This window comes from Bradyrhizobium sp. 22 (assembly GCF_000482425.1).
In the GTDB taxonomy this organism is placed as follows: domain Bacteria; phylum Pseudomonadota; class Alphaproteobacteria; order Rhizobiales; family Xanthobacteraceae; genus Bradyrhizobium; species Bradyrhizobium japonicum_B.
The window spans coordinates 1,162,679-1,181,175 of the sequence record NZ_KI519399.1 but is presented as its reverse complement, the minus strand read 5'-3'; the positions used below and the strand labels follow the sequence as shown (position 1 = coordinate 1,181,175).

Annotated in this window: 12 protein-coding genes, 2 tRNA genes, 1 rRNA gene and 1 riboswitch; of the genes, 8 read left to right on the top strand and 7 right to left on the bottom strand. The window is 64.0% G+C overall.

The window, feature by feature from the left end:
• Positions 1-421: 421 nt before the first annotated feature.
• The 3 genes from K410_RS0106875 to K410_RS0106865 all read right to left on the bottom strand — a co-directional run bounded on the left by K410_RS0106875 (position 422) and on the right by K410_RS0106865 (position 2,360).
• Positions 422-497: transfer RNA gene (locus K410_RS0106875), tRNA-Ala, on the bottom strand.
• Between the two features lie 109 nt (positions 498-606).
• A tRNA-Ile gene (locus K410_RS0106870) sits at positions 607-683 on the bottom strand.
• A 188-nt stretch (positions 684-871) separates the two neighbouring features.
• Positions 872-2,360, bottom strand: a 16S ribosomal RNA gene (locus K410_RS0106865).
• Positions 2,361-3,352: 992 nt separating this feature from the next.
• Here K410_RS0106865 and K410_RS0106855 point away from each other — a divergent pair.
• The 3 genes from K410_RS0106855 to K410_RS0106845 all read left to right on the top strand — a co-directional run bounded on the left by K410_RS0106855 (position 3,353) and on the right by K410_RS0106845 (position 7,542).
• Positions 3,353-5,416: a M23 family metallopeptidase gene (locus tag K410_RS0106855; RefSeq protein ID WP_028134158.1), complete on the top strand. Its 2,064-nt coding sequence runs from the start codon at positions 3,353-3,355 to the stop codon at positions 5,414-5,416.
• Between the two features lie 156 nt (positions 5,417-5,572).
• Positions 5,573-7,192, top strand: a complete 1,620-nt coding sequence (locus K410_RS0106850) for a Vgb family protein (RefSeq protein WP_028134157.1) — start codon at positions 5,573-5,575, stop codon at positions 7,190-7,192.
• 83 nt (positions 7,193-7,275) lie between these two features.
• Positions 7,276-7,542, top strand: a complete 267-nt coding sequence (locus K410_RS0106845) for a hypothetical protein (RefSeq protein ID WP_028134156.1) — start codon at positions 7,276-7,278, stop codon at positions 7,540-7,542.
• Between the two features lie 80 nt (positions 7,543-7,622).
• On the opposite strand, the gene clpB is transcribed toward K410_RS0106845, so the two are convergent.
• Complete coding sequence (clpB, locus tag K410_RS0106840; RefSeq protein ID WP_028134155.1) at positions 7,623-10,262, bottom strand: ATP-dependent chaperone ClpB; 2,640 nt, start codon at positions 10,260-10,262, stop codon at positions 7,623-7,625.
• Positions 10,263-10,500: 238 nt separating this feature from the next.
• Between clpB and K410_RS0106835 the strand changes: the two genes are divergently transcribed.
• Positions 10,501-11,289 (top strand): MOSC domain-containing protein, encoded by a 789-nt coding sequence (locus tag K410_RS0106835; RefSeq protein WP_028134154.1) that lies wholly within the window; start codon positions 10,501-10,503, stop codon positions 11,287-11,289.
• A gap of 117 nt (positions 11,290-11,406) precedes the next feature.
• Here K410_RS0106835 and K410_RS0106830 read toward each other — a convergent pair whose 3' ends face one another.
• A complete protein-coding gene (locus tag K410_RS0106830; protein WP_028134153.1) occupies positions 11,407-12,075 on the bottom strand; it encodes a TIGR02594 family protein in 669 nt (222 codons plus the stop codon).
• Positions 12,076-12,290: 215 nt separating this feature from the next.
• Here K410_RS0106830 and K410_RS0106825 point away from each other — a divergent pair, with 215 nt between their 5' ends.
• Positions 12,291-13,154, top strand: a complete 864-nt coding sequence (locus tag K410_RS0106825) for an alpha/beta fold hydrolase (RefSeq protein ID WP_028134152.1) — start codon at positions 12,291-12,293, stop codon at positions 13,152-13,154.
• 138 nt (positions 13,155-13,292) lie between these two features.
• On the opposite strand, the gene metW is transcribed toward K410_RS0106825, so the two are convergent.
• Both metW and metX read right to left on the bottom strand, forming a co-directional pair.
• Positions 13,293-13,955: a methionine biosynthesis protein MetW gene (metW, locus tag K410_RS0106820; protein ID WP_028134151.1), complete on the bottom strand. Its 663-nt coding sequence runs from the start codon at positions 13,953-13,955 to the stop codon at positions 13,293-13,295.
• 2 nt (positions 13,956-13,957) lie between these two features.
• Positions 13,958-15,163: a homoserine O-acetyltransferase MetX gene (metX, locus tag K410_RS0106815; protein WP_028134150.1), complete on the bottom strand. Its 1,206-nt coding sequence runs from the start codon at positions 15,161-15,163 to the stop codon at positions 13,958-13,960.
• A 90-nt stretch (positions 15,164-15,253) separates the two neighbouring features.
• A riboswitch (SAM riboswitch) is annotated at positions 15,254-15,333 on the bottom strand.
• A 157-nt stretch (positions 15,334-15,490) separates the two neighbouring features.
• Here metX and K410_RS0106810 point away from each other — a divergent pair.
• The 3 genes from K410_RS0106810 to K410_RS0106800 are packed head-to-tail and all read left to right on the top strand — an operon-like array spanning position 15,491 to position 18,405.
• Positions 15,491-16,339 carry a chorismate mutase gene (locus tag K410_RS0106810; RefSeq protein ID WP_028134149.1) on the top strand — a complete coding sequence of 283 codons (849 nt, stop codon included), beginning with the start codon at positions 15,491-15,493 and terminating at the stop codon, positions 16,337-16,339.
• Between the two features lie 36 nt (positions 16,340-16,375).
• Positions 16,376-17,473 carry a histidinol-phosphate transaminase gene (gene hisC, locus K410_RS0106805; protein ID WP_028134148.1) on the top strand — a complete coding sequence of 366 codons (1,098 nt, stop codon included), beginning with the start codon at positions 16,376-16,378 and terminating at the stop codon, positions 17,471-17,473.
• Entirely contained in the window at positions 17,470-18,405 is a 936-nt protein-coding gene (locus K410_RS0106800) for a prephenate/arogenate dehydrogenase family protein (RefSeq protein WP_028134147.1), read from the top strand. Before hisC ends, K410_RS0106800 begins: the two co-directional genes overlap by 4 nt.
• Positions 18,406-18,497 lie beyond the last annotated feature (92 nt).

The window sequence follows — 18,497 nt, the reverse complement described above, 5'->3', positions numbered from 1 at the left end:
TTGCGGCGCGCACCCTCGATGAATGCTACGTACAGCCGGACATTGACTAGAAAGACCAGCTTGCTTCGTAAGATCGTTCCGATAGCGAGGCGGTCAAGCTTCGCTAAAAGGATCATTTACAACTCGCATGTCTTCCAAGTTTGACCTTGAAGGACGCACGAGCGCCGAAATGATCCGGAGATAATGAAGTCTCGCGTGGCAATTGCTTGCCGCACGATCCAACTCGGATCGATCTCCTCTTTACGATGTCAGAAATCACGCATCTTGCTGTCTATCCAGACTAGCAGGATGCGAAGTGATGTTTCGCGGACGATGATGGTTACGGGCTGATCTCAACCAGCCCGTCTACGCTCAAGTGAGCTTCGCCGGGCACGCTTCGACCGTGCTTGGCTGCGCCACGCGAAGCCTGAAAGGCGAAGCGTGGTGGAGCCAGACGGGATCGAACCGACGACCTCATGCTTGCAAAGCACGCGCTCTCCCAGCTGAGCTATGGCCCCGTAACCAGAAGACGAATGCTCGTTTGATTAGCCCGCCTTCGCCAAGACTACGGCGCGGCAGCCTTCGTTTCGAAAGGCTCGCCTGGCCGAAGCAGCGAAGCGCGAAGGCTGGTGGGCCTGGGAAGACTTGAACTTCCGACCTCACGCTTATCAAGCGCGCGCTCTAACCAACTGAGCTACAAGCCCCTAACGCTTATCCTGTTAAGGACCAGGGATTCTGCAAGCCTGCAGCCCCAGCGCGTGTTCGTCCGCGAAGAAAGAGAAACGTAGACGGCGAAATCCCGCCAATGCAGCTCAACGATCTGGCGATCTGTTGGCCACTGATGTTTCTAAAACGGTTCGATAGAAGCAAGCTTCTGAAGAACCATCCTTAGAAAGGAGGTGATCCAGCCGCAGGTTCCCCTACGGCTACCTTGTTACGACTTCACCCCAGTCGCTGACCCTACCGTGGCCGGCTGCCTCCCTTGCGGGTTAGCGCACCGTCTTCAGGTAAAACCAACTCCCATGGTGTGACGGGCGGTGTGTACAAGGCCCGGGAACGTATTCACCGTGGCGTGCTGATCCACGATTACTAGCGATTCCAACTTCATGGGCTCGAGTTGCAGAGCCCAATCCGAACTGAGACGGCTTTTTGAGATTTGCGAAGGGTCGCCCCTTAGCATCCCATTGTCACCGCCATTGTAGCACGTGTGTAGCCCAGCCCGTAAGGGCCATGAGGACTTGACGTCATCCCCACCTTCCTCGCGGCTTATCACCGGCAGTCTCCTTAGAGTGCTCAACTAAATGGTAGCAACTAAGGACGGGGGTTGCGCTCGTTGCGGGACTTAACCCAACATCTCACGACACGAGCTGACGACAGCCATGCAGCACCTGTGCTCCAGGCTCCGAAGAGAGGGTCACATCTCTGCGACCGGTCCTGGACATGTCAAGGGCTGGTAAGGTTCTGCGCGTTGCGTCGAATTAAACCACATGCTCCACCGCTTGTGCGGGCCCCCGTCAATTCCTTTGAGTTTTAATCTTGCGACCGTACTCCCCAGGCGGAATGCTTAAAGCGTTAGCTGCGCCACTAGTGAGTAAACCCACTAACGGCTGGCATTCATCGTTTACGGCGTGGACTACCAGGGTATCTAATCCTGTTTGCTCCCCACGCTTTCGTGCCTCAGCGTCAGTATCGGGCCAGTGAGCCGCCTTCGCCACTGGTGTTCTTGCGAATATCTACGAATTTCACCTCTACACTCGCAGTTCCACTCACCTCTCCCGAACTCAAGATCTTCAGTATCAAAGGCAGTTCTGGAGTTGAGCTCCAGGATTTCACCCCTGACTTAAAGACCCGCCTACGCACCCTTTACGCCCAGTGATTCCGAGCAACGCTAGCCCCCTTCGTATTACCGCGGCTGCTGGCACGAAGTTAGCCGGGGCTTATTCTTGCGGTACCGTCATTATCTTCCCGCACAAAAGAGCTTTACAACCCTAGGGCCTTCATCACTCACGCGGCATGGCTGGATCAGGGTTGCCCCCATTGTCCAATATTCCCCACTGCTGCCTCCCGTAGGAGTTTGGGCCGTGTCTCAGTCCCAATGTGGCTGATCATCCTCTCAGACCAGCTACTGATCGTCGCCTTGGTAGGCCATTACCCTACCAACTAGCTAATCAGACGCGGGCCGATCTTTCGGCGATAAATCTTTCCCCGTAAGGGCTTATCCGGTATTAGCACAAGTTTCCCTGTGTTGTTCCGAACCAAAAGGTACGTTCCCACGCGTTACTCACCCGTCTGCCGCTGACGTATTGCTACGCCCGCTCGACTTGCATGTGTTAAGCCTGCCGCCAGCGTTCGCTCTGAGCCAGGATCAAACTCTCAAGTTGGACTTGAACTTTGAACCGGCTGATCACAACGTTTGACGAGGTCCCACCATTTTTCATCGACCGAAATCGACGAGCTGCCTGCGATTCACATCGCTGGCAACGATGGTGTAACCTTTGAAACGTGTACCGCCGAAGTCTTTCGTCCGGTCTCGATCAGAAAAGCCGAAGCTTTCCGGAAGCGAGACCCGCAAGGACTCCGCCGTCCACGTTTCTCTTTCTTCATCTTCACTTGTCAAACAGCCCGGGACCAGGAGGCCCCAACCTTCCCCAGGTGGGAAGGGTTCCGACACCCTTACCGACGATGGATGAACTCCAACCGACTTGTGTCGGCTGTTGTGTCACTCAACAAGGTGAGGAGCATCAGTGGCGCGTTCGCTCGCCTTGGTCAGTGACCCGGCGGCGCCGCGCTCAGTGGTTGGGGTTATAGGCCCCACCTTCCGGGCTGTCAACGCCAATCGTCAACAAATCGTCGCACAGTGGATCTGGGAAAATAATTACACGTTTCCAGCCAGTTAGACGGGCCTCGAAGAGCCCGACCGGCGCGGCCCGGCGAAAAAACTGAAAAAAAGTTTGGCCTCCACGGGGCCCCGGAAGGGCTCCGGGGGCGGCTTGCCGTGCCCCCTCGGCGGGGGCGCCGGCGACCGCCCATTCAGGAAACTTTTTCCATGACAGGCGCCGTACTTGAGCCACAATCCCGCGGCGTTCTGATAGTAGACAAGCTTGAATCGCGGGGATGCCAGTGGGGGCTGCCGGCGGTTTTCATGGGGTCAGAGGAAGGCGATCTTGCAGATGACGCGGCCTTCCCCGGACATTCGAGAGACATCGAGAGAGCTTTTTCCGTCCAGCTGTTCGTAATTTCGGCCGGTCCCCGTCGGGGGCCTTCTGAGCGCGGGCGCCTGTGCGGCTTGCCTTTTCCGGCGATGCCCCTTCAAGAGGGCGACGAGGACGAGGTTCGGGACCAGGCTTCTTGGGTCGTTGATTGGGGGACTTGAGTGAACCACAGGACGTCACGCGGCGCTTACGGGCGTGAAACCGGGATCATCGATCTCGGCCACGAGCCGCCGCTGTCGGTCGACGGTTCTGAAGCCGCCGTGATCGACCGCCGCCGCGTCTCCGTGCAATGGTTCAGCGGCACGATCTTGACCGGACTCTGCGGCGCGGCCCTGATCGGCGGCGCCGTTTTCGCATCTCTCGACGGCGAGATGACCTTCGCCAAGGTGCCGGAGCGGGTCGAGGGCGCGCTGCGCGGCGCCTTCGGTGCCGCCGACCGCGCCGCCACGCTGCACAAGAGCGACCGCCTGCCGCCGCCGAGCGAATCCACGGCGTCCCGCAACATCGTGCGCGTCTCCACCGTCGCCCGCGTCGGCAACCGCGACGTGATGCGGGTGCGTCCGTTCGTTCGCATCGCCGGCAATTTGTCGATGACGACGAGCGATCTGTCGGCGAAGATTCCACCGTTCAACGCCCAGCGCCTGCTCACCGATGTCGGCTCCGATCCGAAGGCGGCCGCGGAAGACCCGAACAATCCGGAAGCCGTTGAGCCCGACGCTGAGGTCTCCTTCGTCACCAAGGACCTGTCGCCGGTGCTGCCAAAGGCGAAGATCTCCGCGGTGGTGGCGCTCGACGACATCCTGATGCGGGTCCGCGACGCCGCCAATTGGCGCGGCAATGGCGGGGTGCGCTACGCCTCGCTCGCCAATGCCGCCGCCGACATCTCCGGCGCGACCGGTCCCTCCGACATCAGGACCGCCTACGCCGCCGAAGCCTCGCCGTCCGATCCCTATGCCGGCTTCGAGACGCGCGTGGTGCCGGAAAACGTCACGCTGCTGCCCAAGACCAAGGAGCAGATCACCGGCGGCAATCCCAACGGCGAACGCATCCATCTGGTCAAGAAGGGCGACAGCGTCGCCGGCGTGCTGCGCGATCTCGGCGCCACGCCCGAGGAGATCAAGGCGATCACCGCGACGCTCGGGCCCCGCGGCCGCGACGGCGGCCTCAAGGAGGGCGAGAAGCTCCGCATCCTGATGGCGCCCGCAAGTCCCGGCGCCCGCCTCCAGCCCTACCGCGTCGTCGTCGCCAACGAGACCAAGGTCGAGGCGATCGCGGCGCTGTCCGATCTCGGCAGATACGTCGCGGTCGACGTCTCAAGCATGAATACTGCCGCCGACGCCGCGGCGAGCGCCAGCAGCGACGACGATGACGAGGATGACGGCTCCGGCGTGCGGCTGTACCAGAGCATCTACGAGACCGCGATGCGCAACAAGGTGCCGATGCCGGTCATCGAGGACATGATCAAGATCTACTCCTACGACGTCGATTTCCAGCGCAAGGTGCAGCCGGGCGATTCCTTCGACGTGTTCTATGCCGGCGAAGACGAGGGCGTGACCTCGATCGAAAAGAACGACGTGCTGTTCGCCTCCCTCACCGTCGGCGGCGAGACCAAGAAATACTACCGCTACCAGAGCCCTGACGACGGCGTCGTCGATTATTACGACGAGACCGGCAAGAGCGCGAAGAAGTTCCTGGTCAGGAAGCCGATCAACAACGCCATCATGCGCTCCGGCTTCGGCGGCCGCCGCCACCCGATCCTCGGCTATGTGAAGATGCACACCGGCGTCGACTGGGCCACCGCCTACGGCACCCCGATCTTCGCCTCCGGCAACGGCGTGATCGAGAAGGTCGGCCCCGAAGGCGGCTACGGCAAATATATCCGCATCAAGCATTCCAACGGCTACGAGACCGCCTACGGCCACATGTCGGCCTTCGCCAAGGGCATGGAAGTCGGCAAGAAGGTGCGTCAGGGCCAGGTGATCGGCTTCGTCGGCTCGACCGGCCAGTCGACCGGCCCGCATGTTCATTACGAGATCCTGGTCAACAACCGCTTCGTCGACCCGATGCGCGTGAAGCTGCCGCGCGGCCGTTCGCTCGAAGGCCCGATGCTCGCAAGCTTCGAGAAGGAGCGCGACCGGCTCGAGGGCATGATGAGCGGCCGCGGCGGCGCCATTGCCCGCATGTCGGATGCGACCGGCGGTCCGCTGCAAGTCACGAACCGGTAAGCCGGCAACCGGCCGACACGTCGGCCAGACATTTTCAAACAGAATTTCAAACACAAACGCTGCACGGCACGACCGTTCGCGGCGTCACAACGTCAAGTTTCGTTTGCCAAAGCGGCGTGAGCGGCGAATACTTTCCAAAAAACGGGAGGTCTCGCCATGAACAACAGGCTCGCCTGCGCAGCCCTGATCGCCGCGCTTTTCGCCACCACGAGCGCGTCGGCGGACAGCTGGGAGGTCACGAAGCTCGTTCCTGGCTCGGCATTCCATGGCGTCCACGGGCTCGGCGTCGACAAAGCCGGCCACCTGTTCGCCGGCAGCGTCGCCGGCGCAGCGCTCTACGAGGTCGACATCTCTGCCGGTAGCGCCAAGGTTGCAATCCCCTCCCCTGTGGGCATGGCCGACGACATCGCGTTCGCGCCCGACGGCACCATGGCCTGGACCGGATTCTTGACCGGCGATCTCTATTCCCGCAAAGGCGACGGCCCGATCAAGAAGCTCGCATCCGGCCTTCCCGGCATCAACTCGCTCGCCTTTCGCAAGGACGGCCGGCTCTACGCCACCACCGTCTTTCTCGGCGATACGCTGTACGAGATCGACGTCGAGGGTGTGAAGCCGCCGCGCCAGATCATGGAGAAGATGGGCGGCCTCAACGGCTTCGAGTTCGGTCCTGATGACAGGCTCTACGGTCCGCTCTGGTTCAAGGGCCAGGTCGCAAAGGTCGACGTCGACAAGGCCGAGCTCACCGTCGTCGCCGAGGGTTTCAAGATCCCGGCCGCGGTGAACTTCGATTCCAAGGGCAATCTCTTTGTGATCGACACCGCGCTCGGCCAGCTCGTCCGGGTCGATCCCAAATCGGGCGCCAAGACCATTGTCGCGCAATTGAAGCCGTCGCTGGACAATCTTGCGATCGACGCCAAGGACCGCATCTACGTCTCCAACATGGCCGACAACGGCATTCAGGAGGTCGATCCCGCGACCGGCCAGGCCAGGCAGATCATCATCGGCAAGCTGGCTTTGCCCGGCGGCATCGGCGTCACGAGCGAGAACGGCAAGGATACGATCCACGTCGCCGACGTGTTCGCCTACCGCACCGTGAATGGGGCGACCGGCGAGGTCACCGAGAAGGCGCGCATGCACGCCGCGGGCACGACGCTCGAATATCCGATGAGCGCGACGGCGCACGGCAACGACGTGGTGCTGTCGAGCTGGTTCACCGGCACCGTGCAGGTGATCGACGCCAAGACCGGCACCACGCGCGACATGCTGCACGGCTTCAAGGCGCCGCACGACGCCATCGTGCTCGGGGACGGCAGCATCCTGGTCGCCGAGCTCGGCACTAAATCGCTGGTCAAGGTGAGCGGCGAGCACGGCAAGGACCGTGCGACGCTGATCGGCGAGCTCGAAGGCCCGGTCGGGCTGGTTCGCGGCAAGACCGACGAGGTCTACGTCACCGAGGCCTTTGCCGGCACAGTGTCCCGGATCGACAGCAAGGGCGGGAAGACGGTGCTCGCCAAGGAGCTGAAAATGCCGGAAGGCATCGCGCGCAGTCCCGATGGCCAATTGATCGTGGCGGAAGTCGGCGCCAAGCGGCTGATCGCGATCGCGCCGGAGAGCGGCACGGTGACGGAGATCGCGGCCAACCTTCCGATCGGCCTCCCGGGTACGCCCGGCGGATTGCCGAGCAATATTCCGACGGGTGTTGCAGTCGGGGCGTCGGGAAACATCTACTTCAGCTCGGACGTCGATAACGCGATCTACAAGGTCGCCAAGAAGTAGGCTTGGGTTGCACGCGTTGGCCGGGAACCGGTGGGCCGGTTCTCGGTTGGACGCTGACGAAGCCGACAGCAGGAGGGCTGCCCATGACGCACCTCTCACGCGACGATGTCGCCAAGGCGGTAGACGGCGCAGACGATGTCACCATTGCCCGGATTATCGGAACCGGCGCAACCGCCGAGGAGTTCGCAGAAGCCAGGGCCTGGCTCGCCAACGACGAGCCGATGATCAACGATCTGCGGCCGCTGGCGCAGGGCCGCGTTCGCGAGCTCGTCGATATTCTCTCTGATCTCGATGAAGACGACGAGGAGCAGGGCCCTGTCGATCCCGGCTCCGCATCAGCGCTCGGTTAACCGGAGGGCCGTCTGACCCGTCAAACGCCCCGGAGAGGTTGACCTCTCCGGGGCGTCCGGTTGCTTTCGTAGGCCAACCCTCAGTTCAGCTTGCGCTTCGCCACGGGCGCCTCGAACTGCGTGATCTCGGCGGTCTGCGGCGCCTTGCCGTTGAAGGTCAGCACGTTGCCTTCGGACGAGATCGCGACGCTGTCGCCGTCCCTGACGTCGCCGGCGAGGATCATCTCGGCGAGCGGATCCTGGAGGTGGCGCTGGATCACGCGCTTCAGCGGACGTGCGCCGTAGGCGGGATCCCAGCCCTTGGCGGCGAGCCAGTCACGGCCGGCCGCGTCGAGCGTCAGCGTGATCTTGCGATCGGTCAGCAGCTTCTGCAGCCGCGCGAACTGGATCTCGACGATCCGGCCCATCTCGCTGCGCTGCAGCCGGTGGAACAGGATGATCTCGTCGACGCGGTTGAGGAATTCGGGGCGGAAATGCCCGCGAACCATTCCCATCACCTGCTCGCGCACGGCCGAGGTGTCCTCGCCCTCGGGCTGATTCACCAAATACTCCGACCCGAGGTTCGAGGTCATGATGATCAGCGTGTTGCGGAAGTCGACGGTGCGGCCCTGGCCGTCGGTCAGGCGGCCGTCGTCGAGCACCTGCAACAGGACGTTGAAGACGTCAGGATGCGCCTTCTCGATCTCGTCGAACAGCACGACCTGGTAAGGCCGGCGCCGCACCGCTTCGGTAAGCGCGCCGCCCTCGTCATAGCCGACATAGCCCGGAGGCGCGCCGATCAGCCGCGAGACCGAGTGCTTCTCCATGTATTCGGACATGTCGAGGCGGACCATCGCGGTCTCATCGTTGAACAGGTACTCGGCGAGCGCCTTGGTCAGCTCGGTCTTGCCGACGCCGGTCGGCCCCAGGAACATGAACGAGCCGGTGGGGCGGTTAGGATCCTGCAAGCCTGCGCGCGAGCGGCGGACGGCGGTTGCGACCGCACGCACGGCCTCGGCCTGGCCGACGACGCGTTGCGCCAATTGCTCCTCCATCTTGAGGAGCTTCTCCTTCTCGCCTTCCAGCATCTTGTCGACGGGCACGCCGGTCCAGCGCGAGACCACCTGCGCGATGTGGTTGGCGGTGACCGCCTCCTCCACCATCTCGCCGGTGTTCTCCTTGGCTTCGATATCGGCAAGCTGCTTCTCCAGTTGCGGAATCCGGCCATAGGCCAGCTCGCCCGCCTTCTGGAATTCGCCGCGCCGCTGCGCGTTGGCGAGCTCGACCCGCAGACCGTCGAGCTCGGCCTTCAGCTTCTGGGCGTCGGAGAGCTTGTTCTTCTCCGCGCTCCAGCGCGACGTCAGCGCAGCCGACTTTTCCTCGAGCTCGACCAGGTCCTTCTCCAGCGTCTGGAGCCTGGACTTGGAGCCGGGATCGGTTTCCTTCTTCAGCGCTTCCTGCTCGATCTTGAGCCGGATGATCTCGCGGTCGAGCGAATCCAGCTCTTCCGGCTTGGAATCGACCTGCATCTTCAGCCGGGCCGCGGCCTCGTCCATCAGGTCGATCGCCTTGTCGGGCAGGAAGCGATCGGTGATGTAGCGATTGGACAGGGTTGTCGCCGCCACCAGCGCGGAATCGGTGATCCGCACGCCGTGGTGCTGCTCGTACTTGTCCTTCAGCCCGCGCAGGATCGAGATCGTGTCCTCGACCGAGGGCTCGCTGACGAAGATCGGCTGGAAGCGCCGCGCCAGCGCGGCGTCCTTCTCGACGTGCTTCTGATATTCGTCGAGCGTGGTCGCACCGATGCAGTGTAGCTCGCCGCGCGCGAGCGCCGGCTTGAGCAGGTTGGAGGCGTCCATCGCACCGTCGCCCTTGCCGGCGCCGATCAGCGTGTGCATCTCGTCGATGAACAGGATGAAGGTACCCTCGCTGCCAGTGACCTCCTGCAGCACGGCCTTCAGCCGCTCCTCGAACTCACCGCGATATTTCGCGCCGGCGATCAGCGCGCCGAGATCGAGCGACAGCAGCTTCTTGTCCTTCAGGCTCTCGGGCACGTCACCGTTGACGATGCGCAGGGCGAGGCCTTCGGCGATGGCGGTCTTGCCGACGCCGGGCTCACCGATCAGGACGGGATTGTTCTTGGTCCGGCGCGACAGCACCTGGATGGTCCGCCGGATCTCCTCGTCGCGGCCGATGACCGGATCGAGCTTGCCATCGCGCGCCGCCTGGGTCAGGTCGCGGGCATATTTCTTCAGCGCATCATAAGCGTTCTCGGCGGTCGCGGAGTCCGCGGTTCGGCCCTTGCGCAGCGCCTCGATCGCCGCGTTGAGGTTTTGCGGGGTGACGCCGCCCTTGTTCAGGATCGTGCCGGCCTCGCTGGACTTCTCCAGCGTCAGGCCGAGCAGCAGCCGCTCCACGGTAACGAAGCTGTCGCCGGCCTTCTCGCCGGCCTTCTCGGCGGCGTCGAAGGTGCGGGCAAGCTCGGGTGCGAGGTAGATCTGGCCGGCGCCGCCGCCGGAAACCTTCGGCACCTTGCCGAGGGCGTCCTCGGTTGCCTTCAGAATTGCACGGGAATTGCCGCCGGCGCGGTCGATCAGGCCGGCAGCCAGCCCCTCATTGTCGTCCAGCAGGACCTTCAGCATGTGCAGGGTCGAAAACTGCTGATGCCCCTCGCGCATCGCAAGCGACTGCGCGGACTGGATGAAGCCCCTGGAGCGTTCGGTATATTTCTCGATGTTCATCTTTTCTGTCCCTCGGCCTGCCCTTGGGGCCCTCTCAGGCACCCCAATACGGCATCTTCATTGGGTTTCGACTGACCGCATTGAGGATTCTCAAGCGGGAACGATGGTCTTTTGCCGGCTTGGCGCCGGCCTGAGGCAGATGTGGGAAGCGGTCCGGTGGAAGGAAAGAGGCGCGTTCACAATTTCGTGCGCTTCTCGGCTGCTTGGCGCGGGCCGGCCGAATCCTCTAAGTAGCGGCATGACAGCCAGCCAGACCGCCGAGATCACCGGCCTCTACCGCTACCCGGTCAAGGGCCTGACGCCGGAGCCGCTGCGCCGCGTCCCCTTGCGACCGGGCCAGACCCTGCCCGCCGACCGCCGCTACGCCATCGAGAACGGTCCGAGCGGTTTCGATCCTGAAGCCCCCGAATGGAAGCCGAAGATCCAGTTCCTGATGCTGGCGCGCAATGAGCGGCTGGCCGAGCTCGACAGCCATTTCGACGACGCCAGCAATGTCCTGACCATCCGCAAGGGCGGTCAGGTCGTCGCCAGCGGGGACCTGGAGACCGCGGCCGGGCGGGCGGCCATCGAGCGCTACGTCGCGGAGAACTTTCAGCCGGAACTCAAGGGCCCGCCGAAGCTGCTGTCCGGCCGCGACCACAGCTTCTCCGACGTCGCCCGCAAGGTGGTCTCCATCATCAATCTCGGCAGTGTCCGCGCCATCGAGGCCATGCTGGGCGGCACCGCCGTGCATCCGCTGCGCTTCCGCGCCAATCTCTACGTGAAGGGCTGGCCGGCCTGGTCGGAGCTCGATCTCGTCGGCCAGACGCTTGCGATCGGACAGGCGCGGCTCAAGGTGGTCAAGCGCATCGTCCGCTGCCCCGCCACCAATGTGGACCCGGTGACGGCCAAGCGCGATCTCGAGATCCCGCCGACGCTCTCGCGCCATCTCGGCCACATGGACTGCGGCATCTACGCCGAGGTGATCGAAGGTGGCGAGATCGGCGTGGGCGATGCGGTGGCGGTGGAAGAGCCGAGGCTGGTGTGAGCTTCTGCGCTGGCTCAACACGCTCCGTCATTGCGAGCGCAGCGAAGCAATCCAGGAATGCGTCCGCGGAAACAGTCTGGATTGCTTCGTCGCAAGAGCTCCTCGCAATGACGAGGCTCAATTCGGCATCACATACGCATAGATCTTCCCGCGCGAGACCGGCGCCTCGCGGACGCGGTTGCCGTTGTTGCCGGAGATCATGATCGGATTGCCCTGCGCATCGATGCCGGTGACGATGCCGACATGGCCGCCGCGGCGACCGCGCGACATCACCGCGATGGCGCCGACCTGCGGACCGGAGACGCGCGTGCCGTAGCGCGCAAACGAGCTCGCCATGTCCGATCCGGTGCCCTGATGACCGGTGTGCTGCAGCACCATGTTCATGAAGCGCGCGCACCACAGCCTGCCGCGCCCGGTCGGATTGCCGCCGATGTAGCGGCGCGCCTCGGACACAAGGCCCGAGCCGCCACCAAAGCCGCCGCTGCTCGTGGCAGAATTGGACATGCCGTTGCTGGCCGTGCCGCCATTGGCGTTCGGATCATAGGCTGCGAAACTGTTGCCGAAGCCACTCGCCTGCAGCTGCGCAGCGCTGCGCTCGAAGCGCGAACTGCGTGCATGATGGCGGTGATGATGATGTCTGACGTGATGCACGTGAGCGTGCCGCTCTGCGCTATGACGATGATGCGGCCGCGCTGAGGCCGGAGAAGCGAATGCGGCAAGAGCCGCGGAGAAGATCGCCAGCGCAACAACACAACGCGACAGGCGAGACGCAAACAACTCAAACATTCTTCATCCTTCGTTGACACCCCACTTCCCGCCGGCCCGTGCAAGAGCCGACATCCGTCCGGCCGTTAAGCCGCCGGATGTGGCGAGAAAAAGACGCGGGTAGCCCGCGAATAGCTGCGATGATTTTGTGCCGACACTGGAGGATGCTGCCGCATTGCGGACAACAGCATTAACTGCGATCCTGCAAAGGCGGCTTGAACAGAGGGAAACGGTTAATGCCCCACGCCAAGACCAGGGACGACGTCCGCATCTATTTCGAAGAGGCGGGTCAGGGAACGCCGATCATTTTTCTGCACGAGTTCGCGGCCGACTACACCAATTGGGAGCCGCAGATGCGTTACTTCTCGCGCGGCCACCGCTGCATCACCTATTCGGCGCGCGGATATACGCCGTCGGACGTGCCCGAGGGCGAGGTCTACAGCTACACGCATTTCTACAGCGACGCCCTCGCGGTGCTCGATCATCTCGGAATCGAGCGCGCGCATCTCGTCGGCCTGTCGATGGGTGCCTATTCGTCGCTGCAGATCGGATTGAACGCGCCGCAGCGCGCGCTGTCGATGACGCTGGCCGGCGTCGGCTCGGGCTCCGAGCTGGAGAATTTGGCGGCTTGGCGCCAGCAATGCCGCGCCAATGCCGAGCAGTTCGAGACGCTTGGCTCGGTGGAGGTCGCCAAAGTCACGCGCGAGGCGCCGAGCCGGATTCCCTTCCTGGTGAAGGATCCGCGCGGCCACGCCGATTTCTATGCCGCGCTGGCGCGTCACGACGCCCAGGGTTCGGCGCGCACGATGCGCGGCTTCCAGGGTGGGCGGCCGTCGATCTACACGATGACCGATGCGATCAGGAAGACGACGACGCCGGCACTGATTATCTGCGGCGACGAGGACGATCCGTGCGTGGGCCCGAGCCTGTTCCTGAAGAAGCACCTTCCCGCGGCGGGGCTCGCGATGTTTCCGAAGTCCGGCCACGTGCTCAATCTCGAAGAGCCCGCGCTGTTCAATGATAGCGTCGAGCGGTTCGTGACGCTGGTGGAAGCGGGGCGCTGGCCGGCGCGGGATCCGCGCTCGCTGGTGCCACACTAGCTGTCATTCCGGGATGTGCCGAAGGCGCAGGCCCGGAATCCATCAGGCCGCAAACGCTGTGGCACGATGGATTCTCGGATGCGCAATTGCGCATCCTAGCTCGATGCTTCGCATCGCCTCGGAATTGACGGAGAGAGGCTATTTCCCCCCACCCCGGCTCAGCAGAAACACCGCCTGCTCGCCGAACATGTTCCACACCCACCAGGGCAGGTTCAGCGGCACCGGGCGGCCGTAGAGATCGAGCGCCACCGAGCGCTCCATCTTGACGTTGATCTCGTCGCAGAGCTGCACGAAATCCTTGATGGTGCAGAAGTGGATGTTGGCGGTGTCGTACCAGGTCGCCGGCAGGTTCTCGGTGCGCGGCATGTGGCCGCCGACCAGGAGCTGGAGCCGCATCTTCCAGAACCCGAAATTCGGGAACGAGACGATGGCTCTTCGGCCGATGCGCAGCAGATTCTCCAGCACCACCCGCGGCTGCCGCGTCGCCTGCAGCGTCTGCGACAGGATCACGTAGTCGAAGGCGTCGTCGGGATAATTGACGAGGTCGGTGTCGGCATCGCCCTGCACCACCGCGAGGCCCTTGGCGACGCAGCGGTTGACGCCCTCGCGCGACAGCTCGATGCCGCGGCCGTCGATGCCGCGCGTCTCCAGCAGCTGCAACAGATCGCCCTCGCCGCAGCCGACGTCGAGCACCTTCGAGCCCGGCTTGACCATCTCGGCGACCAGGAGATGATCGGCGCGAAACTGGCCGGACTGCCCCGCCGCAAGGCCGCCGAGCGGCAGCACTTCCTGTACAGACATCGCTAGCCGTCCTTCTTGCCGGTGAGCCCGCGCGCCTTGCCGGCCGATTGTAGGAAGGCGCGGGAGATGTCGAAGAATTCGGGCACGTCGAGCAGGAAGGCGTCGTGTCCGCGATCGGTCTCGATCTCCGCGAACGACACCCGCGCGCTAGAAGCGTTCAGCGCATGCACCAGCGCGCGCGATTCCGAGGTCGGAAACAGCCAGTCGCTGGTGAAGGAGACGACGCAGAAGCGGGTCTTGATGTCGGCGAACGCTTTCGCCAGCACGCCGCCATGGTCGGCGGCGATGTCGAAATAGTCCATCGCGCGCGTCAGATAGAGATAGGAATTGGCATCGAAGCGCTCGACGAAGGAGGAGCCCTGGTAGCGCAGATAGGACTCGACCTGGAAGTCGGCGTCGAACGAGAAGGTCGGCAGCTCGCGATCCTGCATGCGCCGGCCGAACTTGCGATGCAGCGCCGCGTCGGAGAGATAGGTGATGTGCGCCGCCATCCGCGCCACCGCGAGCCCGCGATGCGGATGGATGCCGTGATCGGCATAGCCGCCGCCGTGCCAATCGGGATCGGCCATCACGGCCTGGCGGCCGAGCTCGTGGAAGGCGATGTTCTGCGCCGAGTGCCGCGTCGCGCAGGCGATCGCCAGCGCGGAGTACACGCGCTTCGGATAGGCCGCGGTCCATTGCAGCACCTGCATGCCGCCCATCGAGCCGCCGACCACCGCAAACAATGTGTCGATGCCGAGCCGGTCGATCAGCATGGCCTGCGCGCGCACCATGTCGGGGATGGTGATGACGGGAAAATCGAGCCCCCAGACCTTGCCGGTGGCGGGATTGATCGACGCCGGCCCGGTCGAGCCCATGCAGCCGCCGATCACGTTGGAGCAGATGATGAAGTAGTGCTTTGGATCGATCGGACGGCCGGGGCCGACCAGGGTTTCCCACCAGCCGGGCTTGCCGGTGACGGGATGGACATTGGCGACATGCTGATCGCCGGTCAGGGCATGGCAGATCAGGACCGCGTTGGAGCGATCGGCATTGAGCTCGCCATAGGTCTGGTAGGCGATCTGGAACGGGCTGAGATCGACGCCGCAATCGAGCCGCAGCGGCTGCTCGGCGCCGAAATGCGCAACCTGCGAGCTCGGATGATCCACCTCATGCGACCGCTCGTCGGCGCTGATCGCAGGACTCGGTATCGACTTGACGCCACCCATCTGACCATCGACCTCGTTTGCGATCAAACGCTGACCGCCACTTGCATCAGGCCATGAAAAACCCGGCCTGAACGATAGGTTCGGCCGGGATCGGAAGCGTCCCCGGCCTGTTTAGCGAGTTTTTTAACGTGGCTGCAAGCCGGCCGGCTCAAATGACCACGGAACGGGGAAAAGCTACCGTCTTGGGCGGTTTTCGTCAAGTCGCGGCCCGGATCGGCTCAATTCGCCTCTGCCGCGTCGACGGAGAAGGACGTCATTTCTCTTTGCTTTCGCCGTCCCGACTGCCTAATCAGGACATCCCCCATTCGAAACGATCGACAGCCAGACATGTCCCAACGTCCGCCCGCGCCGCCATCATTGCAGGAATTGCGCAAGGAGATCGATGCGATCGACGAGGCCATGCATCGCCTGCTGATGCAGCGCGGCGACATCATCGACCGCCTGATCCAGGTGAAGCAGACCCAGGAGGTCGGCTCCGCGTTCCGCCCGGCGCGCGAGGCCTCCATGATGCGCGAGATCGTGCAGCGTCATCGCGGCATCCTGCCGCTCGACACGGTCGAGAGCATCTGGCGCGTCATCATCTCGACCTTCACCTATGTGCAGGCGCCGTTCTCCGTGCATGCCGACATCTCGGTGAGCGAGCCGGCGATGCGCGATTCCGCGCGCTTCCATTTCGGTTTCACGGTGCCTTACGTCGCGCATTTCAGCGCGCAGGCCGCGGTCGAGGCGGTGGCGAGATCCAAGGGCGATCTGGCGCTGGTCTCGGCGACGTCGAGCCGCACGCCGTGGTGGCTGGAGCTGGAAGCCGCCGGCGCGCCGAAGATCATTGCGCGAATGCCTTTCATCGAGCGTGCCGACCATCCGGCCGCCCTGCCGGTGTTCGCAATCTCGCGCGTCCCCGACAGCGCTCTGGTGACCGAGGTCGAGACCTTCAGCGTGCGCGTGTCCGGATGGAACGCCGAGGTCGCGCGCGCCCTGTCGCCACTCGCCGAAATCGTGGCGGTCCCCGATACCGCCTTCGACGGCGCGGCGCTGCTGGTCTCGGTCACGAGCACGACCAGCATCGACAAAATCAGGGCTGCCCTGATCGAGGCGGGGGCCTCGGTGCGCTCCGTGGCCCTCGTCGGCAGCCACGCAACGCGCTATACGGTGCCCCCGACCGGGGCGAAATCGTAAACCACGCGCCACGCCCTGCCATTTTCGGAGTTCAAGATGTCCCGCCCCGTGCCGAATCCCGGCATTCTCGATATTGCGCCCTATACGCCCGGCAAGAGCCCGGTCGCCGAACCGGGCCGCAAGGTGTTCAAGCTCTCCGCCAACGAGACGCCGTTCGGGCCCTCGCCCAAGGCGATCGAGGCGTTCAAGCGCGTGGCGGACCACCTGGAAGACTACCCGGAAGGCACCTCGCGCGTGCTGCGCGAGGCGATCGGCCGCTCCTTCGGGCTCGACCCCAACCGCATCATCTGCGGCGCCGGCTCGGACGAGATCCTCAATCTGCTCGCCCACACCTATCTGAGCCACGGCGACGAGGCGATCTCCACCACGCACGGCTTCCTGGTCTACCCGATCGCGACCATGGCGGTCGGCGCCACGAACGTCATCGCGCAGGAGAAGGATCTCACCTGCGACGTCGATGCCATCCTCAAGGCGGTGACGCCGAAGACCAAGCTGGTCTGGCTCGCCAACCCCAACAACCCGACCGGCACCTACATCCCGTTCGACGAAGTCAAGCGGCTGCGCGCCGGCCTGCCCTCGCACGTGCTGCTGGTGCTGGATGCCGCCTATTGCGACTACGTCTCGCGCAACGACTACCAGATGGGGATCGAGCTCGTCGCCACCACCGAGAACACGGTGGTGACCCACACCTTCTCCAAGATCCACGGCCTCGCTGCGCTCCGCATCGGCTGGATGTTCGGCCCCGAGCACATCATCGATGCCGTCAACCGCATCCGCGGTCCCTTCAACGTGTCGACGCCGGCGATGTATGCCGCGGTCGCCGCGATCGAGGACACCGCGCATCAGGCGATGTCGAAGCAGTTCACCGAGACCTGGCGCAACTGGCTGACCGAGGAGATCGGCAAGCTCGGATTGAAGGTGACGCCGAGCGTCGCCAATTTCGTGCTGATCCATTTCCCGACCGACAAGGGCAGGACCGCCGACGACGCCGACGCCTTCCTCACCAGGCGCGGCCTCGTGCTGCGCGGCCTGAAGAACTACGGCCTGCCGCATTCGCTGCGCATGACCATCGGCACCGAGGAGGCCAACCGCCTCGTGGTCGACGGCTTGCGCGACTTCTTGGGCGGCAAATGAGCGAGCAGGTGCACTTCCAGCGCGTCGCGCTGATCGGCTTCGGCCTGATCGGCGGCTCGATTGCGCGCGCTGCGAAGCTCCAGGGCCTGGCCGGCGAGATCGTCACCACCGCGCGTTCGGAGAAGACGCGCGCGCGGGTGATGGAGCTCGGCATCGTCGACAAGGTGGTGGCGACCAATGCGGAAGCGGTGAAGGATGCCGATCTCGTCATCCTCTGCATTCCCGTCGGCGCCTGCGGGCCGGTGGCGCAGGAGATTGCCGCGCATTTGAAGCCCGGCGCTGTTGTCTCCGATGTCGGCTCGGTCAAGGGCGCCATCGTCAGGGACATGGCGCCACATCTGCCGAAGACCGTTCATTTCGTGCCGGCGCATCCGGTGGCGGGCACCGAGCATTCGGGGCCGGATTCTGGTTTCGCCGAGCTCTTCATCAACCGCTGGTGCATCCTGACCCCGCCCGAAGGTGTCGATGCCGCGGCGACCGACCGCCTGCGGGCGTTCTGGGCGGCGATGGGTGCCAAGGTCGAGGTGATGACGCCGGATCATCACGATCTCGTGCTCGCCATCACCAGCCATCTGCCGCATCTGATCGCCTACACCATCGTCGGCACCGCCGATGAGCTGGCACAGGTGACGGAGTCGGAGGTCATCAAGTTCTCCGCCGGCGGCTTCCGCGACTTCACCCGCATCGCGGCCTCCGATCCGACGATGTGGCGCGACGTCTTCCTCGCCAACAAGGAGGCCGTGCTGGAGATGCTCGGCACCTTCACCGAGGATCTCGCCAAGCTCACGCGCGCGATCCGTCGCGGCGACGGCGAGGCGCTGTTCGACCACTTCACCCGCACCCGCGCCATCCGCCGCGGCATCGTCGAGATCGGCCAGGACTCGGCCGCGCCGGATTTCGGCCGGCCGCTGGCGGCGCTGAAGAAGCCGTAGAGGCGCCTCCTCATCTTCCGTCATTCCGGGGCGATGCGCAGCGTCGAACCCGGAATCCCGAAATTGATGCGCGAGATTCCGGGTTCACGCTA